General features: G+C 60.2%; 17 protein-coding genes. 12 read left to right on the top strand and 5 right to left on the bottom strand.

Translation table 11 applies throughout. The annotated features are described in order from the left end of the window. Position 1: 1 nt before the first annotated feature. Genes J4E58_RS15355 through J4E58_RS15345 form a run of 3 tightly spaced genes read left to right on the top strand, consistent with a single transcriptional unit; the run spans position 2 to position 2,637 of the window. Positions 2 to 985, top strand: a complete 984-nt coding sequence (locus J4E58_RS15355) for an iron ABC transporter permease (protein WP_172963081.1) — start codon at positions 2 to 4, stop codon at positions 983 to 985. Further along, on the top strand, positions 985 to 1,752 hold the full coding sequence (locus tag J4E58_RS15350; RefSeq protein WP_087091981.1) for a heme ABC transporter ATP-binding protein: 768 nt from the start codon (positions 985 to 987) through the stop codon (positions 1,750 to 1,752). The genes J4E58_RS15355 and J4E58_RS15350 overlap by 1 nt, the downstream gene beginning before the upstream one ends. 21 nt (positions 1,753 to 1,773) lie before the next feature. After that, positions 1,774 to 2,637, top strand: a complete 864-nt coding sequence (locus tag J4E58_RS15345) for a ChaN family lipoprotein (RefSeq protein WP_087091982.1) — start codon at positions 1,774 to 1,776, stop codon at positions 2,635 to 2,637. A 226-nt stretch (positions 2,638 to 2,863) separates the two neighbouring features. Here J4E58_RS15345 and J4E58_RS15340 read toward each other — a convergent pair whose 3' ends face one another. The 4 genes from J4E58_RS15340 to J4E58_RS15325 all read right to left on the bottom strand — a co-directional run bounded on the left by J4E58_RS15340 (position 2,864) and on the right by J4E58_RS15325 (position 6,158). Further along, positions 2,864 to 3,664, bottom strand: a complete 801-nt coding sequence (locus J4E58_RS15340; protein WP_007924636.1) for a Crp/Fnr family transcriptional regulator — start codon at positions 3,662 to 3,664, stop codon at positions 2,864 to 2,866. 15 nt (positions 3,665 to 3,679) lie between these two features. Beyond that, on the bottom strand, positions 3,680 to 3,952 hold the full coding sequence (locus J4E58_RS15335) for a TfoX/Sxy family protein (protein ID WP_007924634.1): 273 nt from the start codon (positions 3,950 to 3,952) through the stop codon (positions 3,680 to 3,682). Positions 3,953 to 4,166: 214 nt separating this feature from the next. Then, positions 4,167 to 4,511: a pentapeptide repeat-containing protein gene (locus J4E58_RS15330; RefSeq protein WP_007924632.1), complete on the bottom strand. Its 345-nt coding sequence runs from the start codon at positions 4,509 to 4,511 to the stop codon at positions 4,167 to 4,169. A gap of 90 nt (positions 4,512 to 4,601) precedes the next feature. Then, positions 4,602 to 6,158: a bifunctional aminoglycoside phosphotransferase/ATP-binding protein gene (locus tag J4E58_RS15325; protein WP_087091983.1), complete on the bottom strand. Its 1,557-nt coding sequence runs from the start codon at positions 6,156 to 6,158 to the stop codon at positions 4,602 to 4,604. 117 nt (positions 6,159 to 6,275) lie between these two features. Here J4E58_RS15325 and mrcB point away from each other — a divergent pair, with 117 nt between their 5' ends. The 3 genes from mrcB to J4E58_RS15310 are packed head-to-tail and all read left to right on the top strand — an operon-like array spanning position 6,276 to position 9,683. Continuing rightward, positions 6,276 to 8,600, top strand: coding sequence for a penicillin-binding protein 1B (gene mrcB, locus J4E58_RS15320; RefSeq protein WP_007924629.1), 2,325 nt, complete (start codon positions 6,276 to 6,278; stop codon positions 8,598 to 8,600). Positions 8,601 to 8,616: 16 nt separating this feature from the next. Further along, on the top strand, positions 8,617 to 9,348 hold the full coding sequence (locus tag J4E58_RS15315) for a M48 family metallopeptidase (protein ID WP_007924627.1): 732 nt from the start codon (positions 8,617 to 8,619) through the stop codon (positions 9,346 to 9,348). Further along, a complete protein-coding gene (locus J4E58_RS15310; protein WP_009045645.1) occupies positions 9,348 to 9,683 on the top strand; it encodes a YqcC family protein in 336 nt (111 codons plus the stop codon). The genes J4E58_RS15315 and J4E58_RS15310 overlap by 1 nt, the downstream gene beginning before the upstream one ends. 18 nt (positions 9,684 to 9,701) lie before the next feature. On the opposite strand, the gene J4E58_RS15305 is transcribed toward J4E58_RS15310, so the two are convergent. Beyond that, positions 9,702 to 10,124: a DUF4124 domain-containing protein gene (locus J4E58_RS15305; RefSeq protein WP_087091984.1), complete on the bottom strand. Its 423-nt coding sequence runs from the start codon at positions 10,122 to 10,124 to the stop codon at positions 9,702 to 9,704. Between the two features lie 403 nt (positions 10,125 to 10,527). Between J4E58_RS15305 and J4E58_RS15300 the strand changes: the two genes are divergently transcribed. The 6 genes from J4E58_RS15300 to msrQ all read left to right on the top strand — a co-directional run bounded on the left by J4E58_RS15300 (position 10,528) and on the right by msrQ (position 16,512). Next, a complete protein-coding gene (locus tag J4E58_RS15300) occupies positions 10,528 to 12,252 on the top strand; it encodes an acetolactate synthase 3 large subunit (protein ID WP_007924621.1) in 1,725 nt (574 codons plus the stop codon). 2 nt (positions 12,253 to 12,254) lie between these two features. Further along, complete coding sequence (gene ilvN / locus J4E58_RS15295; protein WP_007924620.1) at positions 12,255 to 12,746, top strand: acetolactate synthase small subunit; 492 nt, start codon at positions 12,255 to 12,257, stop codon at positions 12,744 to 12,746. A 45-nt stretch (positions 12,747 to 12,791) separates the two neighbouring features. Next, positions 12,792 to 13,808 carry a ketol-acid reductoisomerase gene (gene ilvC / locus J4E58_RS15290; RefSeq protein ID WP_007924618.1) on the top strand — a complete coding sequence of 339 codons (1,017 nt, stop codon included), beginning with the start codon at positions 12,792 to 12,794 and terminating at the stop codon, positions 13,806 to 13,808. 146 nt (positions 13,809 to 13,954) lie between these two features. Beyond that, positions 13,955 to 14,812 carry a CDP-diacylglycerol--serine O-phosphatidyltransferase gene (gene pssA / locus J4E58_RS15285; protein WP_009045643.1) on the top strand — a complete coding sequence of 286 codons (858 nt, stop codon included), beginning with the start codon at positions 13,955 to 13,957 and terminating at the stop codon, positions 14,810 to 14,812. 63 nt (positions 14,813 to 14,875) lie between these two features. Further along, positions 14,876 to 15,889 (top strand): protein-methionine-sulfoxide reductase catalytic subunit MsrP, encoded by a 1,014-nt coding sequence (gene msrP, locus J4E58_RS15280; RefSeq protein WP_087091985.1) that lies wholly within the window; start codon positions 14,876 to 14,878, stop codon positions 15,887 to 15,889. Further along, a complete protein-coding gene (msrQ, locus tag J4E58_RS15275) occupies positions 15,889 to 16,512 on the top strand; it encodes a protein-methionine-sulfoxide reductase heme-binding subunit MsrQ (protein WP_087091986.1) in 624 nt (207 codons plus the stop codon). The genes msrP and msrQ overlap by 1 nt, the downstream gene beginning before the upstream one ends. Positions 16,513 to 16,602: the final 90 nt, after the last annotated feature.

Genomic DNA, 16,602 nt, shown 5'->3' with positions numbered 1-16,602 from the left:
TCTGTTGGCGATCTGGCTGTCCCTGGCGCTCGGGCCGGTCAGCCTGCCGTTGCTCGACACCCTGCGTGCCGCCCTGCGTTTGCTGGGCCTACCCATTGCGGGGCAGGGGCTGGAGCAGGCTGAACTGATCCTCGGGCAGATTCGCCTGCCACGCACCTTGCTGGGGCTGGCCGTAGGGGGCGTCCTGGCCCTGTCCGGCGTGGCGATGCAGGGGCTGTTTCGCAATCCCCTGGCCGACCCGGGGCTGGTAGGCGTTTCGAGTGGCGCGGCGCTGGGCGCGGCCTTTGCCATCGTCGGTGGCTCGTTGCTGGGGGGCGTGCCGGAAGCGATTGGTCCTTACCTGCTGTCGTTCTGTGCCTTCCTCGGTGGGTTGGTGGTGGCGTGGCTGGTCTACCGCTTGGGACGGCGCAACGGCCAGACCCATGTGGCGACCATGCTGCTGGCCGGGATCGCGTTGACGGCGCTGGCTAGCTCGGCGGTGGGCCTGTTCACCTACCTGGCCGACGACGCGACCCTGCGCACCCTGACGTTCTGGAACCTGGGCAGTCTCAACGGCGCCAGTTATTCGAGGTTGTGGCCGCTGCTGTTGATCAGCGCGGCCGTGGCATTGTGGCTGCCACGCCGGGCCAGGGCCTTGAATGCCTTGCTGCTGGGTGAATCTGAAGCCGGCCACCTGGGGATCGATGTCGAACGGCTGAAGCGTGAGCTGGTGTTCTGTACCGCGCTGGGGGTCGGCGCGGCTGTCGCCGCTGCCGGGTTGATCGGCTTTGTCGGGCTGGTGGTGCCCCATCTGGTGCGACTGCTGTCGGGGCCTGACCACCGGACCTTGTTGCCGGCGTCGATACTGGCCGGGGCCAGCCTGCTGTTGCTGGCGGATCTGGTGGCACGCCTGGCGCTGGCGCCTGCGGAGCTGCCCATTGGCATCGTGACTGCCTTTATCGGTGCGCCATTCTTTCTGTTTTTGTTATTGCGAGGGCGCGCCTGATGCTGCGAGCGGAAAATCTGGCGGTGCGCCGTGGCAGGAAAACCGTGCTGGAAGGGATCGACCTCGAGCTCAAGCCCGGTGAAGTGTTGGGAGTGCTGGGGCCCAATGGCGCGGGCAAAAGCACCTTGCTGGCGGCCTTGTGCGGCGAGCTGAAACCCGATCAGGGTCAGGTCTGGCTGGATCAGCGTGAGCTCTCCAGGTGGGACGGCGGGCAAAAGGCGCAAAGGCTGGCGGTGTTGCCGCAAAGTTCGACGCTCGAGTTCGCCTTCCGGGTCGAAGAGGTTGTCGGCCTGGGGCGCCTGCCTTATCGAAGCGGCCGGGCGCGGGATGACGAGATCGTCCTGCAGGCCCTTCAAGCGGCAGATGCCGGGCACCTGCACGGTCGCAGCTATGTGGCCTTGTCGGGCGGCGAACGTCAGCGCGTGCACCTGGCTCGGGTGTTGGCGCAGCTATGGCCGGGCGCGGTCGGCCAGACCCTGTTGCTCGATGAGCCGACTTCGGCCCTCGACCCTTTGCATCAACATGTCACGTTGCAGGCCATCCGCGAATTTGCCGATCATGGGGTCGCGGTCCTGGTGATCCTGCATGATCTGAACCTCGCCGCGCGATATTGTGATCGCCTGTTGCTGCTCGAAGGCGGGCGGCCCCACTCGCTGGACAGCCCGGCGCAGGTGCTGCGGCCCGAACCGCTCAAGGCGGTGTTCGGACTGGAGGTGTTGGTGCAGGCTCACCCCGAGCGCGGCCACCCTTTGATTATCGCCCGCTGAGGCGATTCGCGGAGACGCCACATGCGTGTGTTATTGATCCTGAGCGTGTTGCTGCTGGGCGCCTGCGAGGGCGTGCCGGTCATGCCTGAACTTCCGGTCCAGGCTGAAAGCGGGGCGATTCAGGACTTGCGCAGTGGAAAGCTCCTGACTCCAGAGGAACTGGTCATTCGTCTGGCACGGGCGCCGCGGGTGATTGTCGGCGAGCAGCATGACCACCCCGAGCATCACGCCTTGCAGCTGTGGTTGTTGCAGGCGATGACGACCCAGCGCACGCAAGGCAGCCTGCTGTTGGAGATGCTCACGCCGGACCAGCAGCCGCGGGTCGACTCGCTCCGCCAGCATAAGGCGGCGCAGGGCTTGCCCGATGATCTGCCAGGTGCATTGGCCTGGTCGCCGGGGTGGGACTGGGCGCTGTACGGACCAGTCGTGCGCTATGCGTTGCTCCAGCCTTATCCGTTGCTGGCCGCCAATCTGGATAGCTCCGAAGTTCGCGACATCTATCGCCAGGCACCAGCCTTGAGTGGCGAGCACTCGAATGCCACCTTGGTGCGCAATGAGTTGCTGCAGCAAGTTCGTGATTCCCACTGTGGCCTGCTGCCCGAAAGCCAGATGCCGGCGATGCTGGCGGTTCAGCAGCAGCGCGACCGACGCATGGCCGAGCGCTTGCTGGCGGCACCGACGCCGGCGCTGCTGTTTGCCGGGGCCTTTCATGCACGCAAGGATGTCGGGGCGCCGGTTCACCTGCGGGACCTCGACGCATCGAACGGCACCGTGGTGCTGATGCTGGCGCAGAAGGGCATGCACGTATCGCCGCAAAGCGCAGATTACGTGTGGTACAGCGTGCGGTTGCCGGAGAAGGACTACTGCGCCCAGATGCGCCAGTAGGCTTTTTTCAGGCAAAAAAAGACCCGGCAAGAGCCGGGTCAAATAACCGTGATTAGCCTGATGAGGAGATAATCTGAGAGTCCGAACCACTGGTCTTCCAGGTTATCGACTGATCTCGCGACCAGTTGTGATAATCATAACGATTCTCATTTCCAAGTCAACAAAGTTTTTCCTGTTTCTGCGAATTCCGCCAAACGCTCGTTTGGATTGCTTGTAAAACGGGGCTTCAAAGGTTGGCGCTCAGGCTGTGCAGGCGGCTGACTTCCTTGTTCAACAGGTCGATTCGCCGTGCCATGCTTTCGATCAGGCTATGGGCTATACGTGGATTGCTCTGGGTCAGGCTGAGAAACTGGCTCTTGGGGATCAGCATCAGGGTGGATGGCTCGCTGGCAATCACGCTGGCGTTGCGTTTCTCCCCGGTAAAAATGGCCATCGCACCAAAGATCTCGTCCTTGGGCACATCCCCGACCTTGTGTCCGTCGACAAAGGCTTCGGCGTGCCCTTCGATGATGACGAACACATGATCGGCGTCATCGCCTTGGCGAATCAGCACTTCGCCCTTGGCCACGCGTTGAAAGCCGTTGCTGTTGCGCAACTCGGGCTGCTTGAGGCGGGCAACGGCATCGGAGAGCAAGGCGGTTTGCCCGATCAGGTACTGCAGAAACAGTTCGGCCCGCTGTTCGTCGGCATACAGATGCTGGAACACCGCGGAACGCTGATAGGGGATCAGGCTCAACGGCTGCTCGCTGCTGAGTTGCCAGTGAGGCAACTCAGCTCCTCGGCGCAGTCCGAGCAGATCGCCTTCATGCAGATAAAACAGTGGGCGCTCATCGACGCTGGCTTGTACCTGGCCGCTTCCGAGTAGGAACAACTGGCTGTCGGCAAGGCTGCTGGAGAGGTCTTTGGAAGGGGCCACTTCCAACACATCGCCGGACGGCAGCAGGCCTTCCAGCAGGCGCGGCGGGATGCTCTGCAGCTGATTGATCAAGGCATCGGCGTAAGCCGGTTGCTCCCCCAGTAAATACATAAAAAGCCTGCCAGGTCAGTTCTTTTGGCGTGAAGAAATGGCATCCAGCTGTTTGTTGAGTGCTTCCTTGCGTTCTGCCGGAATGTCATTCCAGTGCACATCCATCAGTGCGCCTTCAATGGCGTACAACAGCACCTTCGAGGCTCGAAACCCTCGGGTCCGCACGGCCCGATAGGCATCCACCGCCCCCAGGCGGCGCAAGTCCGAAGCGCTATGGATGCCCACCGCATGCAGCCATTGTGCCGACGTCTTGCCAAGGTTCTTCAGGTGTTGCAATTCATCATTCATCAAGCCTCCTTGCGACGGCCGAATGGTGCGTGGGCAAGTCTCAAAGGAGTGTAGCGCTCAGTAGGAAAAGCGCTGTTCTTTGGTCGGTTTTGGCGCAAAAGCTTCTAAGGCGACAGAGGAAAATACGCCAGAAACAGAGGGAAGAGGGGGGAAGGGAGAAGACCAAGTCCAGCGTAAGGCAGAGAGCGCCGGACCTCGGAGCAAAAAGGGGCGATTACTTGGTGCGGTAGCGCAGGCGAGTGCCGAAATTGACGGACATCAGGATTTCATCGGCAGTCAGTTCGGGCGGAAAGTAGGCGCCGGAGATTTGCGCATGGGCCAGGCTGGCGCCTTCCATGGAGGAATTGCGCAGGTCGAGGCCGCGCAGGTCGGCAGAACGGAAGTAGGCGTCGGTGAAGTCGATGCCGTCGGCATTCAGTTCACGCAGGTCAAGCCCACGAAAATCGCCGCCGCGCATGTCGACAGTCTGGTCTTTCGGGCGTTCCCGGTTAAAGCCGTCGATGTCGTCTTTGTGCAGCAAAGCGTAAAGGGGAGTATCGAGAAGTTTGGGCTGACTCATGGGGCGTCACCTGCTGGAATTATGACGCCAGTATAGTGCCACTATTTTTCAGCCGTGAAGCCTTTGCGGTTTCACGGCTGAAATAGTTGATTACAAGCCTGGGAGACGCTGGCGAATGTTCGCGACCAGGGCGTCGAGGCTCCCGCTTTCATTGGTCTCGACGCGCTTGCTGCGCAGCACTTCCTCGGCGCTCAGGGCTTCGCGATTGGCTTGCTGCTGTTCGATCACGGCCAGGGTCGCGTCCGACGGGTCGTTGCGATCGGCCTGGCGTTGTGCCAGCCAGCTGGCAATGACGGCCTGTGGGGCATTGCAGTCGATGATCAGGCAAGGTGTGCCGGTCGCTTCGGCAACCTTGGCCGCAGCATCACGCTGGTCGCGCTTGAGGTAGGTGGCGTCGATGACCACCGGGAAACCGGCGCGCAGGACGATACCGGCAAGTTCATGCAGGCGGTCATAGGTCGCGGTATTGGCTTGGGCATTATAAATGCCGGCATTCGGATCGTTCTGTACCTGCTGCTCGCCAAACAGGCGTTTGCGCTCGACATCGGAACGCAGGCGAACGGCGCCCAAGGCTTCCACCAGACGCATGGCCACATGGCTTTTGCCAACGGCGGAAACGCCAGAAGTGATCGCCAGGAAGCGCGATGGAATGGTGCTGTAGCTTTCTGCCAGGTTGGCGTAGTTGCGGTACTGGCGCAGGGCCGTGGCGCGCTGCATCGGACTGGCGTCGGCCGGCATGCTGAACAGGGCGACCTTGGCCCGTACCAGGGCGCGGTAGGCTTTGTAGAAATTCAACAGCTCCAGGCCCTGATAGTCACCGGCCTGTTCCAGGTACTGGCTGATGAAACGGCGTGCCAGGCATTTCAGGCCGCGGTCCTCCAGGTCCATGGCGAGGAAGCCGGCGTCGGCATAGACGTCAGTGAAACGGAACGGCTCGTTGAACTCGATGCAATCGAAAATCACCACCTTGCCGTCGATAAGCGTCGCATTACCCAGATGAATGTCGCCGTGACATTCACGGATGAAGCCTTCGGCCTTGCGCTGGACGAGGAGTGGCTTGAGTCGTTCGAAGCTACTTTCGGCCCAGGCTTGCAGGGCTTCGAGCTGTTGCAGGTCGGCCTTGTCGCTGAGGAATGGGCGGATCTGTTCGAAGTTCTGACGCACCGGCTCCATGACGCTTTCCGGGGTGCCGGCTTCGTGGGCTGTCGGGACCCGCGGGGCTTCGAGGTGGAACCTGGCAATCTGCCGGGCCATTTCGTCGATGTGTGCGGTGGTCAGTTCGCCATTGGCTTGCAGCGTGCTGAGCAACTGGCTTTGCGGGAACTGGCGCATTTTCAGCGCGTATTCGATAACCGGGCCGTCACCCGCGATCTGCGGCGCTTCGGCACTGCCGGTGATCGGCAACACTTCCAGATACAAATCATCGGTCAGGCGCTGGTTCAGACGCAGCTCTTCGCCGCAGAAATGCCCGCGTGCTTCAAGGCCGGTGAAATCGAGAAAGCCGAAATTGACCGGCTTTTTCAGCTTATAGGCATAGGGACCGGTGAGCAGGACCCAGGAGATATGGGTCTCGATGACCTGGAATCCGTCTACGGGATGCGGGTAGAGGGCCGGGTTTTGCAGGGCGGCGATCAGGGATTGGCTCACAGGCGATCCTTCAGAGTCGGGGAAAATTCAAGGGCGTCATTATGGCCGCTGACAGGGCTAACGCAAACCTCGGGCGGCTCCTGTTGACGATGAATAAAGTGCGTATAATCCGCCGCCATGACTCGTACTCGATCCCCCCGTTCCGCTAAAAAACGTCCGTCTAGTGGCCCGCGCCCCTGGCTGGGCTGGGCCTTGAAGCTCGGTCTGGTCGCTCTGGTGGTGCTCGCCGGCTTTGCGGTTTATCTCGATGCCGTGGTCCAGGAGAAATTCTCCGGCAAGCGCTGGACCATTCCGGCCAAGGTCTATGCGCGCCCGCTGGAGCTGTTCGTCGGACAGAAGCTCAGCAAGGACGATTTCCTCACCGAACTCGACGCACTTGGCTATCGCCGCGAAAGCGTGGTCAATGGCCCTGGTGCTGCGTCGGTCAGTGGTAACACCGTTGAACTCAATACCCGCGGTTTCCAGTTCTATGAAGGCATGGAACAGGCGCAACCGGTGCGGGTGCGTTTTTCCGGTGACTACGTGGCCGAGCTGTCAGGTAGCAAAGGCTCGAAACTGGCTGTGGTACGCCTGGAGCCGCTGCTGATCGGCGGCCTGTATCCGAAGAATCTCGAAGACCGGATCCTGATCAAGATCGATCAGGTGCCTCCTTATCTGCTGGAAACCCTGGTGGCGGTCGAGGACCGGGATTTCTACAGTCACTTTGGCGTGTCGCCCAAGTCGATCGCCCGGGCGGTGTGGGTCAATACCTCGTCCGGCGCCATGCGCCAGGGCGGCAGTACCCTGACCCAGCAGTTGGTCAAGAACTTCTACCTGACCAACGAACGCAGCCTGAGCCGCAAGCTCACCGAAGCGATGATGGCCCTGCTGCTTGAGCTGCATTACGACAAGCGCGAGATCCTCGAGGCGTACCTCAACGAGGTCTTCGTCGGCCAGGATGGCCAGCGTGCCGTGCACGGTTTCGGCCTGGCCAGCCAGTTCTTCTTCAGCCAGCCGCTGGCCGAACTCAAGTTGCATCAGATCGCCTTGCTGGTGGGGATGGTCAAGGGGCCGTCCTATTACAACCCGCGTCGTTATCCGGAGCGCGCGTTGGAGCGGCGTAACCTGGTGCTCGATCTACTGGCGCAGCAGGGTGTGGCGACGCCGGAGCAGGTCGAAGCGGCGAAGAAAATGCCCTTGGGCGTGACCAAGCGCGGCAGTCTGGCGGACAGCTCGTTCCCGGGCTTCCTGGACCTGGTGAAGCGTCAGCTGCGTGAGGATTACCGCGACGAAGACTTGACCGAGGAAGGCCTGCGGATCTTCACCAGCTTCGACCCGATTCTGCAGATGAAGGCCGAGGCTTCGGTCGGGGATACCTTCAAGCGCCTGGCCGGGCGCAAGGGATCGGATGAAGTCGAAGCGGCAATGGTGGTGACCAACCCGGAAACCGGTGAAGTCCAGGCCATGATCGGCAGCCGCCAGGCCGGTTTTGCCGGTTTCAACCGGGCGCTGGATGCGGTGCGGCCGATCGGCTCCCTGATCAAGCCCGCGGTTTACCTGACGGCGCTGGAGAAACCCAGCCAATACACACTGACCAGTTGGCTCTCCGACGAGGCGTTCTCGGTGAAGGGGGGCGACGGACAGGTGTGGAAGCCCCAGAACTACGACCGTCGTTCCCACGGCACGGTCTTCCTTTATCAGGGGCTGGCGCATTCCTATAACCTGTCGACCGCGCGCCTGGGCCTGGAAGTCGGTGTGCCGAACGTGCTGAAAACCCTGGGGCGCCTTGGTGTCACCCGCGAATTCCCGGCGTTCCCTTCGATGCTGCTGGGGGCGGGGGGCTTGAGCCCGATGGAAGTCGCCACCATGTATCAGACCCTGGCCAACGGCGGTTTCAATACCCCGATGCGCGGGATCCGTAGCGTGCTGACCGCTGAGGGCGAACCGCTGAAGCGTTATCCGTTCCAGATCCAGCAACGTTTCGACCCGGGCTCGATCTACCTGATCCAGAGCGCGATGCAGCGCGTCATGCGCGAAGGTACCGGCAGTTCGGTCTACAACGTGCTGCCGCGCTCCCTGGCGCTGGCGGGCAAGACCGGTACCAGTAACGATTCCCGCGACAGCTGGTTCGCCGGTTTCAGCCAGGATCTGCTGGCCGTGGTCTGGCTGGGGCGTGATGACAACGGCAAGACACCGTTCACCGGCGCCACCGGTGCGCTGCAGGTCTGGACCAGTTTCATGCGCAAGGCCGACCCGTTGCCATTGGATATGCCACAACCGGATAACGTGGTGCAGGCCTGGGTCGACTCGCGGACCGGGCAAGGCTCGGATGCCAACTGTCCGGGCGCGGTACAGATGCCGTATATTCGCGGCAGCGAACCTCCTCCCGGTCCGGCATGCGGTGGCGAAAGCCCGGCGTCCGGCGAGTCGGTGATGGATTGGGTCAAGGGCTGGATGAATTAAGCGAAGAGGGTTTGACGTGAACAAGTGGTGGATTCCAGCTATTACAGCTCTGGCTTTGCTCAATGGTTGCGCCAGCGTGCAGCGTGGCTCGATTCCGGTGGTGGACTCCGGTACAGCGGTGTCCAACAGCGAACGCATTTCGGCCAATGGCGGTTTCCGTCAGACGACCATCAAGCGTCCTGCGCAAGCTCAGGCTCAAAGTATTCCCCAGGACTCGGGCGTGGTGGTGATGGTGCCGGGCGGGGCTGCGGCCACTGCCGCGCCGATCAGCAGTGCGCCGATCACCCCGGGCCCGATCACCCCAGGTCCTATCGATACCGCGCCGATCCAGTCCGCGCCGATCAATCAGGGCAGCTACAGCCTGCCGCCGACGCCGAGCGGAGTGCCTTCGGCCAGCTCCGGGGGGCTGTCCGCCGATGAGCAGCTGGACGGTCCGGTGCTGGCCCTGTTGACCACCGCTCAGCAGCAACAGGCGAGTGGTGATCTGAACGGTGCTTCCTCCAGTCTCGAGCGCGCCCAGCGTGTCGCGCCGCGTGAGCCGCAGGTGCTGTATCGCCTGGCCCAGGTACGCATGGCCCAGGGCGATGCCCCGCAGGCTGAACAGTTTGCCCGTCGCGGCCTGAGTTTCGCCAACGGTCGTCCGGATCTGCAGGCCAGCCTGTGGGCATTGATTGCCCAGGCACGCGAGAAACAGGGCGATGCCGCTGGTGCCGCTCAGGCCCGGCAAAAAGCCAAGGTGTCGCTCTGATGGATGCACGTTTTCCAAAGATTGCCGATCAGTTGCTGTTGATCGAACGTGAGATGCGGTTGCAAGGGCTGTGGGATGACACCCCGCCGAGTGCCGAAGCACTGGCCAGTGTCGAGCCGTTTGCCGTGGATACGCTGGAGTTCGAGCAGTGGCTGCAGTGGATCTTCCTGCCGCGGATGAAGGCGATTCTTGAGCAGGATCTGCCTTTGCCCAACGCCTCGGGTATCCAGGAAATGGCCGAAGTGGTATTCGCCGGTCGCTCGATGCAAGGCCGGGATCATCAGTTGCAGATACTGCTCAAGGAGTTTGACCAACTGATCGGCGGCGCCCGCTAAACCTTCTGCAACCACTGCCTAGCGGCAGTGGTTGTCTATCGCCTTCTGTGTTTCCGCAATGCGCTGCTGCCGTTGTTCCTCGGTCAGGCGGCGCACTCCCCCCTCAGTGTTCTCGCTCAGGCGCGGGTTGTTCTGCAACTGCGCCAGGCTGGCCCGTGCCTGTGTGCAAAAACGCCTGCGTTCGGCTTCCTGCCTGGCGAGCTGCTGCTTGACTTGATTGTCCATGACTTGTTGCTGAGGGCCCGGCTTGTCGGGCGGCGGAGTACTGCTTGCACCTTTCGGCGCTTTTGGCAGGGTGATGGCAGTGCTGCCCACGCCTTGGGGTGGCTGGGCGTCGAAATGGGTGACTCCCTGGGCGTCGACCCATTTGTAAATCTGGCCGGCCTGGCACGGGAGGCTCATGGCGAGCAGCAGGCCAGCGGTCATGGCGAAGGTTCGCATTTTTGAATTCCTTATCCAGGATTGCGCAATTGAAGCGCAGACACTCGCGGTTTACAGGTTTTTTCTTGCGTTCTCATGCGCTTAGTTCGAATAAAGCACATTGACGTCTTGACTTGCAGAGGGCGAAACAGAAGAATCCAAAGTCCGCTGTAGAGGGACTGCCAGAAGCAGACCCACTCGGCAGAACATGAGGCGCACATCCGCGCCGACCTGCTACACCCGCAACGCGTTACCTCGCGCTGGGTGGGAAAACCCCGCAACACTTGGGGCACTCCCAATACTTGCTCAGTCAGTGCTGACGTAGTCGGCGACCACCGTCGCTCATGCTCTGCTGAGAAGTAAACCTATTAAGACCCGTCCCCTTTCAAGAGGGCGGTATTCTGGCGTTTTAGAGGTGAACAACGTGGAGCTTTTATCTGGCGGTGAGATGCTCGTCCGCTTTTTGCGTGACGAAGGCGTCAAATATATCTATGGGTACCCGGGTGGTGCTCTCCTTCATGTTTACGATGCCCTGTTCAAAGAACCGGAAGTGACCCACATCCTGGTTCGTCACGAGCAAGCGGCTACCCATATGGCTGACGGCTACGCCCGTGCCACCGGCAAGGCCGGCGTGGTACTGGTGACTTCCGGCCCTGGCGCGACCAATGCCATCACCGGTATCGCCACTGCCTATATGGACTCCATTCCAATGGTGATCATTTCCGGTCAGGTGCCTAGCACCATGGTCGGTACCGACGCGTTCCAGGAAACCGACATGATCGGTATCTCCCGGCCGATCGTGAAGCACAGCTTCATGATCAAGCACGCTTCGGAAATCCCGGAAGTCATGAAGAAGGCGTTCTACCTGGCGCAATCCGGTCGTCCGGGTCCAGTCGTGGTCGATGTCCCTAAGGACATGACCAATCCGGCTGAAAAGTTCGAATACGTTTTCCCTAAAAAAGCGAAGCTGCGCTCCTACAGCCCAGCTGTTCGTGGTCACTCCGGGCAAATCCGCAAGGCGGCAGAAATGCTCCTGGCGGCCAAGCGTCCTGTGCTGTACGCAGGCGGCGGGGTGATCCTCGGTGGCGGTTCCGCGCCGCTGACCGAATTGGCACAAATGCTCAACCTGCCGGTCACCAATACCCTGATGGGCTTGGGTGCCTATCCTGGCACCGATCGTCAGTTCGTCGGCATGCTCGGCATGCACGGCAGCTACACCGCCAACCTGACCATGCACCATGCCGATGTGATCCTGGCAGTCGGCGCGCGTTTCGACGACCGTGTCATCAACGGTCCGGCGAAATTCTGCCCGAACGCCAAGATCATCCATGTCGACATCGACCCGGCGTCCATCTCCAAGACCATCAAGGCAGACGTGCCGATCGTGGGTCCGGTAGAGAGCGTCCTGACCGAAATGGTCGCGGCCCTCAAGGAAATCGGCGAAACCCCGAACAAGGACACGGTCGCCAGCTGGTGGAAGCAGATTGAGGAGTGGCGCGGTGATCGCGGCCTGTTCCCTTACGACAAGGGCGACGGCAGCATCATCAAGCCGCAGACCGTGATCGAGACCCTCTGCGAAGTGACCAAGGGCGATGCCTATGTAACCTCCGACGTGGGTCAACACCAGATGTTCGCGGCGCAGTACTACCGGTTCAACAAACCCAATCGCTGGATCAACTCCGGTGGCCTGGGCACGATGGGCTTCGGTTTCCCTGCGGCCATGGGCGTCAAGCTGAGTTTCCCTGATGCTGACGTTGCCTGTGTAACGGGCGAGGGCAGTATCCAGATGAACATTCAGGAGCTGTCGACCTGCCTGCAGTACGACCTGCCGGTCAAGATCATCAACCTGAACAACGGTGCACTGGGTATGGTGCGGCAGTGGCAGGACATGAACTACGGTAGCCGTCACTCGCATTCCTACATGGAATCGCTGCCTGATTTCGTCAAGCTGGCCGAGGCCTATGGGCACGTGGGCATTCGCGTCACGGACCTGAAGGATCTGAAACCGAAGATGGAAGAAGCGTTCGCCATGAAAGATCGCCTGGTGTTCCTCGACATCCAGGTCGATACCAGCGAGCACGTCTACCCGATGCAGATCAAAGACGGCTCCATGCGCGATATGTGGCTGAGCAAGACGGAGCGTACTTAATCATGCGGCACATTATCTCCTTGCTTCTGGAAAACGAACCGGGCGCCTTGTCTCGTGTGGTTGGCCTGTTTTCGCAGCGCAACTACAACATCGAAAGCCTGACCGTGGCGCCGACCGAAGACCCGACCCTGTCGCGTCTGACGCTGACTACCGTGGGGCACGATGAAATCATCGAGCAGATCACCAAGAACCTGAACAAGCTGGTTGAAGTGGTCAAGCTGGTCGACCTGTCGGAAAGCGCTCACATCGAACGCGAGCTGATGCTGGTCAAGGTCAAGGCCACCGGCGCCCAGCGCGCCGAGGTCAAGCGCACCACCGATATTTACCGTGGGCAGATCGTCGATGTCAGTGCCAGTGTGTATACCGTTCAATTGACCGGTACCAGCGACAAGCTCGACAGTTTCATCCAGTCGATCGGCACCGCCTCGATTCTGGAAACCGTACGCAGTGGCGTCACCGGCATTGCCCGTGGCGATAAAGTACTCAGCATCTAACTCAAATTAGCGAACGGCCTGAACGGCCTGATATAGGGGAAATTCATGAAAGTTTTCTACGATAAAGACTGCGACCTCTCGATCATCCAGGGCAAGAAAGTTGCCATCATCGGTTACGGTTCCCAGGGCCACGCTCAAGCGTGCAACCTGAAAGACTCCGGCGTTGATGTCACCGTTGGCCTGCGTAAAGGCTCGTCCACCGTTGCCAAGGCTGAAGCCCATGGCCTGAAAGTGACCGACGTTGCCGCTGCCGTTGCCGGCGCCGACCTGGTCATGATCCTGACCCCGGATGAGTTCCAGTCCCAGCTGTACAAGAACGAAATCGAGCCGAACATCAAGAAGGGCGCCACCCTGGCCTTCTCCCACGGCTTCGCGATCCACTACAACCAGGTTGTTCCGCGCGCCGACCTCGACGTGATCATGATCGCGCCGAAGGCCCCGGGCCACACCGTACGTTCCGAGTTCGTCAAGGGCGGCGGTATCCCTGACCTGATCGCTATCTACCAGGACGCTTCCGGCAACGCCAAGAACGTTGCTCTGTCCTACGCGGCAGGCGTGGGCGGCGGCCGTACCGGTATCATCGAAACCACCTTCAAGGACGAGACTGAAACCGACCTGTTCGGCGAGCAGGCTGTTCTGTGTGGCGGTACCGTCGAGCTGGTCAAGGCCGGTTTCGAAACCCTGGTCGAAGCTGGCTACGCGCCGGAAATGGCTTACTTCGAGTGCTTGCACGAACTGAAACTGATCGTTGACCTCATGTACGAAGGCGGTATCGCCAACATGAACTACTCGATCTCCAACAACGCTGAATACGGCGAGTACGTGACCGGCCCAGAAGTGATCAACGCCGAATCCCGTCAGGCCATGCGCAACGCCCTGAAGCGCATCCAGGACGGCGAGTACGCCAAGATGTTCATCAGCGAAGGTGCTACCGGCTACCCATCGATGACCGCCAAGCGTCGTAACAACGCCGCTCACGGTATCGAAATCATCGGTGAGCAACTGCGCTCGATGATGCCGTGGATCGGTGCCAACAAAATCGTCGACAAAGCCAAGAACTAAGTTCGAGTCTTGTCAGGGAAAAACGCGGCCTAGGCCGCGTTTTTTCGTTTGGATAGACAGGTTCTGGTATAAAGCTGGATCCTTTGTGGTCCAATCGTGACCCTGGGTATCGTCGAAACTTTTCACACCGTTGCAAGGTAATGTCCATGAGCGAACGTCCCGAAGAGCCAAACCAGGCCTCTGACGCCGAAAGCCTGCTACCCATCGATGAGCATGTCGAAGAAGGGCATGACGCTGAAGGCCGTAAAGTCCGGCATCGTGGTATCTATCTGCTGCCGAATCTCTTCACCACCGCGAACCTGTTCGCCGGTTTCTACTCGATCATCAACTCCATGAGTGCCCAAAGTGCATTGAGCGCCGGGGACGCGGCAGGAGCGAGCAAGTATTTCGCGTTCGCGGCCATCGCGATTTTTGTCGCCATGGTGCTCGACGGTCTGGATGGGCGCGTGGCCCGCATGACCAATACCCAGAGCGCTTTTGGCGCTGAGTATGATTCGCTGTCTGACATGGTCGCCTTCGGCGTTGCGCCTGCCTTGCTGGCATTCGGTTGGGCGCTGGGCGACATGGGCAAGGTCGGCTGGATGGTCGCCTTCATCTATGTAGCTGGCGCAGCGTTGCGTCTGGCTCGCTTCAACACCCAGGTGGGGACTGCCGACAAGCGTTACTTCATCGGCCTGGCCAGTCCGGCCGCCGCGGGTGTGGTGGCCGGTATTGTCTGGGCGTTCAGCGATTACGGCATCCAGGGTTCGAAGATGTCGTTCCTGGTGGCGCTGATGGTGGCGGCGGCCGGCATGCTGATGGTCAGCAATATCAAGTACAACAGCTTCAAGGAACTGGACCTGAAGGGGCGTGTACCTTTCGTGGCGATTCTCGCCGTGGTTCTGGTATTCGCCGTGGTCTTCAGTGATCCGCCGCGGATTCTGCTGCTGGTTTTCCTCGCTTATGCGGCGTCCGGTCCGGTGCAATACCTGCTGCGTCTTCGTCGACGCAAAACGTTGCCTTAATGTAATTTCCCCCATACTCCGCAGTCTATTGGTGCATCAGTCCTCCAATACTGCGGAGTTGCCATGTTGATCAAAATCCCCAAGTCGTCTGATTGCAAAGAGTCGGACGTCACGCCTGAATCTCTTTATTTCTCTCGCCGTAGCCTGTTGGGTGGGGCCATTGCTGGCCTGGCTGCCAGTGCGCTGCCACGTTGGGCCAGTGCCGAAGACGCTGGGCGCTATCCAGATGTCGAGCCTGGAAAGGCGCCGTCATGGTTTGCGCAGAAACTGCCGGAAACCAAATGGCAGGCGGTCAACGTCAAGGATGAGGCGATCACTCCGTTCAAGGATGCTACCCACTACAACAACTTCTATGAGTTCGGTGCCGACAAGGGCGACCCGGCTGCCAATGCTGGCGTGCTGAAAACCGAGCCCTGGAGTGTGGTGGTGGACGGGGAGGTGGGCAAGCCAGGGCGTTATGCGCTGGAAGACTTCATGAAGCCTTATCAGTTGGAAGAGCGGATCTACCGGCTGCGTTGTGTCGAGGCCTGGTCCATGGTGATTCCCTGGATCGGTTTCCCGATCTCCGAGTTGCTCAAGCAGGTCGAGCCAACCTCCAAGGCCAAGTTCATCCGCTTCGAAACCCTTCAGGATCCTAAAAGCATGCCCGGTCAGCGTTCGGGTTTTGCCCTGATCGATTGGCCTTATGTAGAAGGGCTGCGCCTGGATGAGGCGATGCACCCCTTGGCGATTCTTGCCGTGGGGATGTATGGCCGTGAGTTGCCCAACCAGAATGGCGCGCCGTTGCGTTTGGTAGTGCCCTGGAAGTACGGCTTCAAGAGCATCAAGTCCATCGTGCGTATCAGTCTGGTAGAGGAGCAGCCGAAAACCACCTGGCAAAGCATCGCTGCCAATGAGTACGGTTTTTACGCGAACGTGAATCCCACGGTTGATCACCCTCGCTGGACTCAGGCACGCGAACGTCGATTGCCTAGCGGTCTGTTCAGTCCCAACGTGCGTGAAACACAGATGTTCAATGGCTACGCGGATGAAGTCGCTTCTTTATATACCGGCTTGGATCTGCGGAAGAATTACTGATGCGCTACCCACTCTGGCGCCTTGGCGTCTTCATCGTTGCTGCTATCTGGCCTTTGCTTTGGTTGTACCAGGCTTGGGCCTCCGCCCTCGGGCCCGACCCGGGAAAGGTGCTGGTCGATCGGTTGGGTCTGGGTACCCTGATCTTTTTACTGATCACCCTGAGCATGACGCCCCTGCAGAAACTCACGGGATGGGCGGGGTGGATCGCGGTACGACGCCAGCTCGGTTTGTGGTGTTTTGCTTATGTGGTGCTGCATTTAAGTGCTTACGCTGTATTTATCCTCGGGCTCGACTGGTCGCAGTTGGGCGTGGAGTTGCGTAAGCGGCCCTACATTATTGTAGGAAGCCTGGGCTTTCTCGGATTGTTGGCCTTGGCGGTGACTTCCAATCGATACAGCCAGCGCCGCCTGGGCAGTCGTTGGAAGAAGTTGCATCGGTTGGCGTATCTCATTCTCGGGCTGGGTTTACTGCATATGCTCTGGATTGTTCGGGCTGATCTTAAAGAGTGGGCTATCTACGCCTCTATTGGCGCGTTGTTGTTACTGCTGCGGGTGCCGCCGGTGACACGGCGAATCCCCCGTTTAGTGGGGAAAAACCATCTTTTGCAACAAAAACGTAATTAGGGGTTGACGGCAGATTCTGGAAGTCTATAATTCGCCCCACTTCCGGCGCAGTCGAAACGGAAAACTCCTTGAGATTCAACGAGTTACGCG

The organism is Pseudomonas sp. FW305-25 (assembly GCF_017351415.1).
GTDB lineage: Bacteria > Pseudomonadota > Gammaproteobacteria > Pseudomonadales > Pseudomonadaceae > Aquipseudomonas > Aquipseudomonas chlororaphis.
The sequence above is the reverse complement of the archived record's forward strand: the minus strand, read 5'-3'. Positions and strand labels throughout refer to the sequence as shown.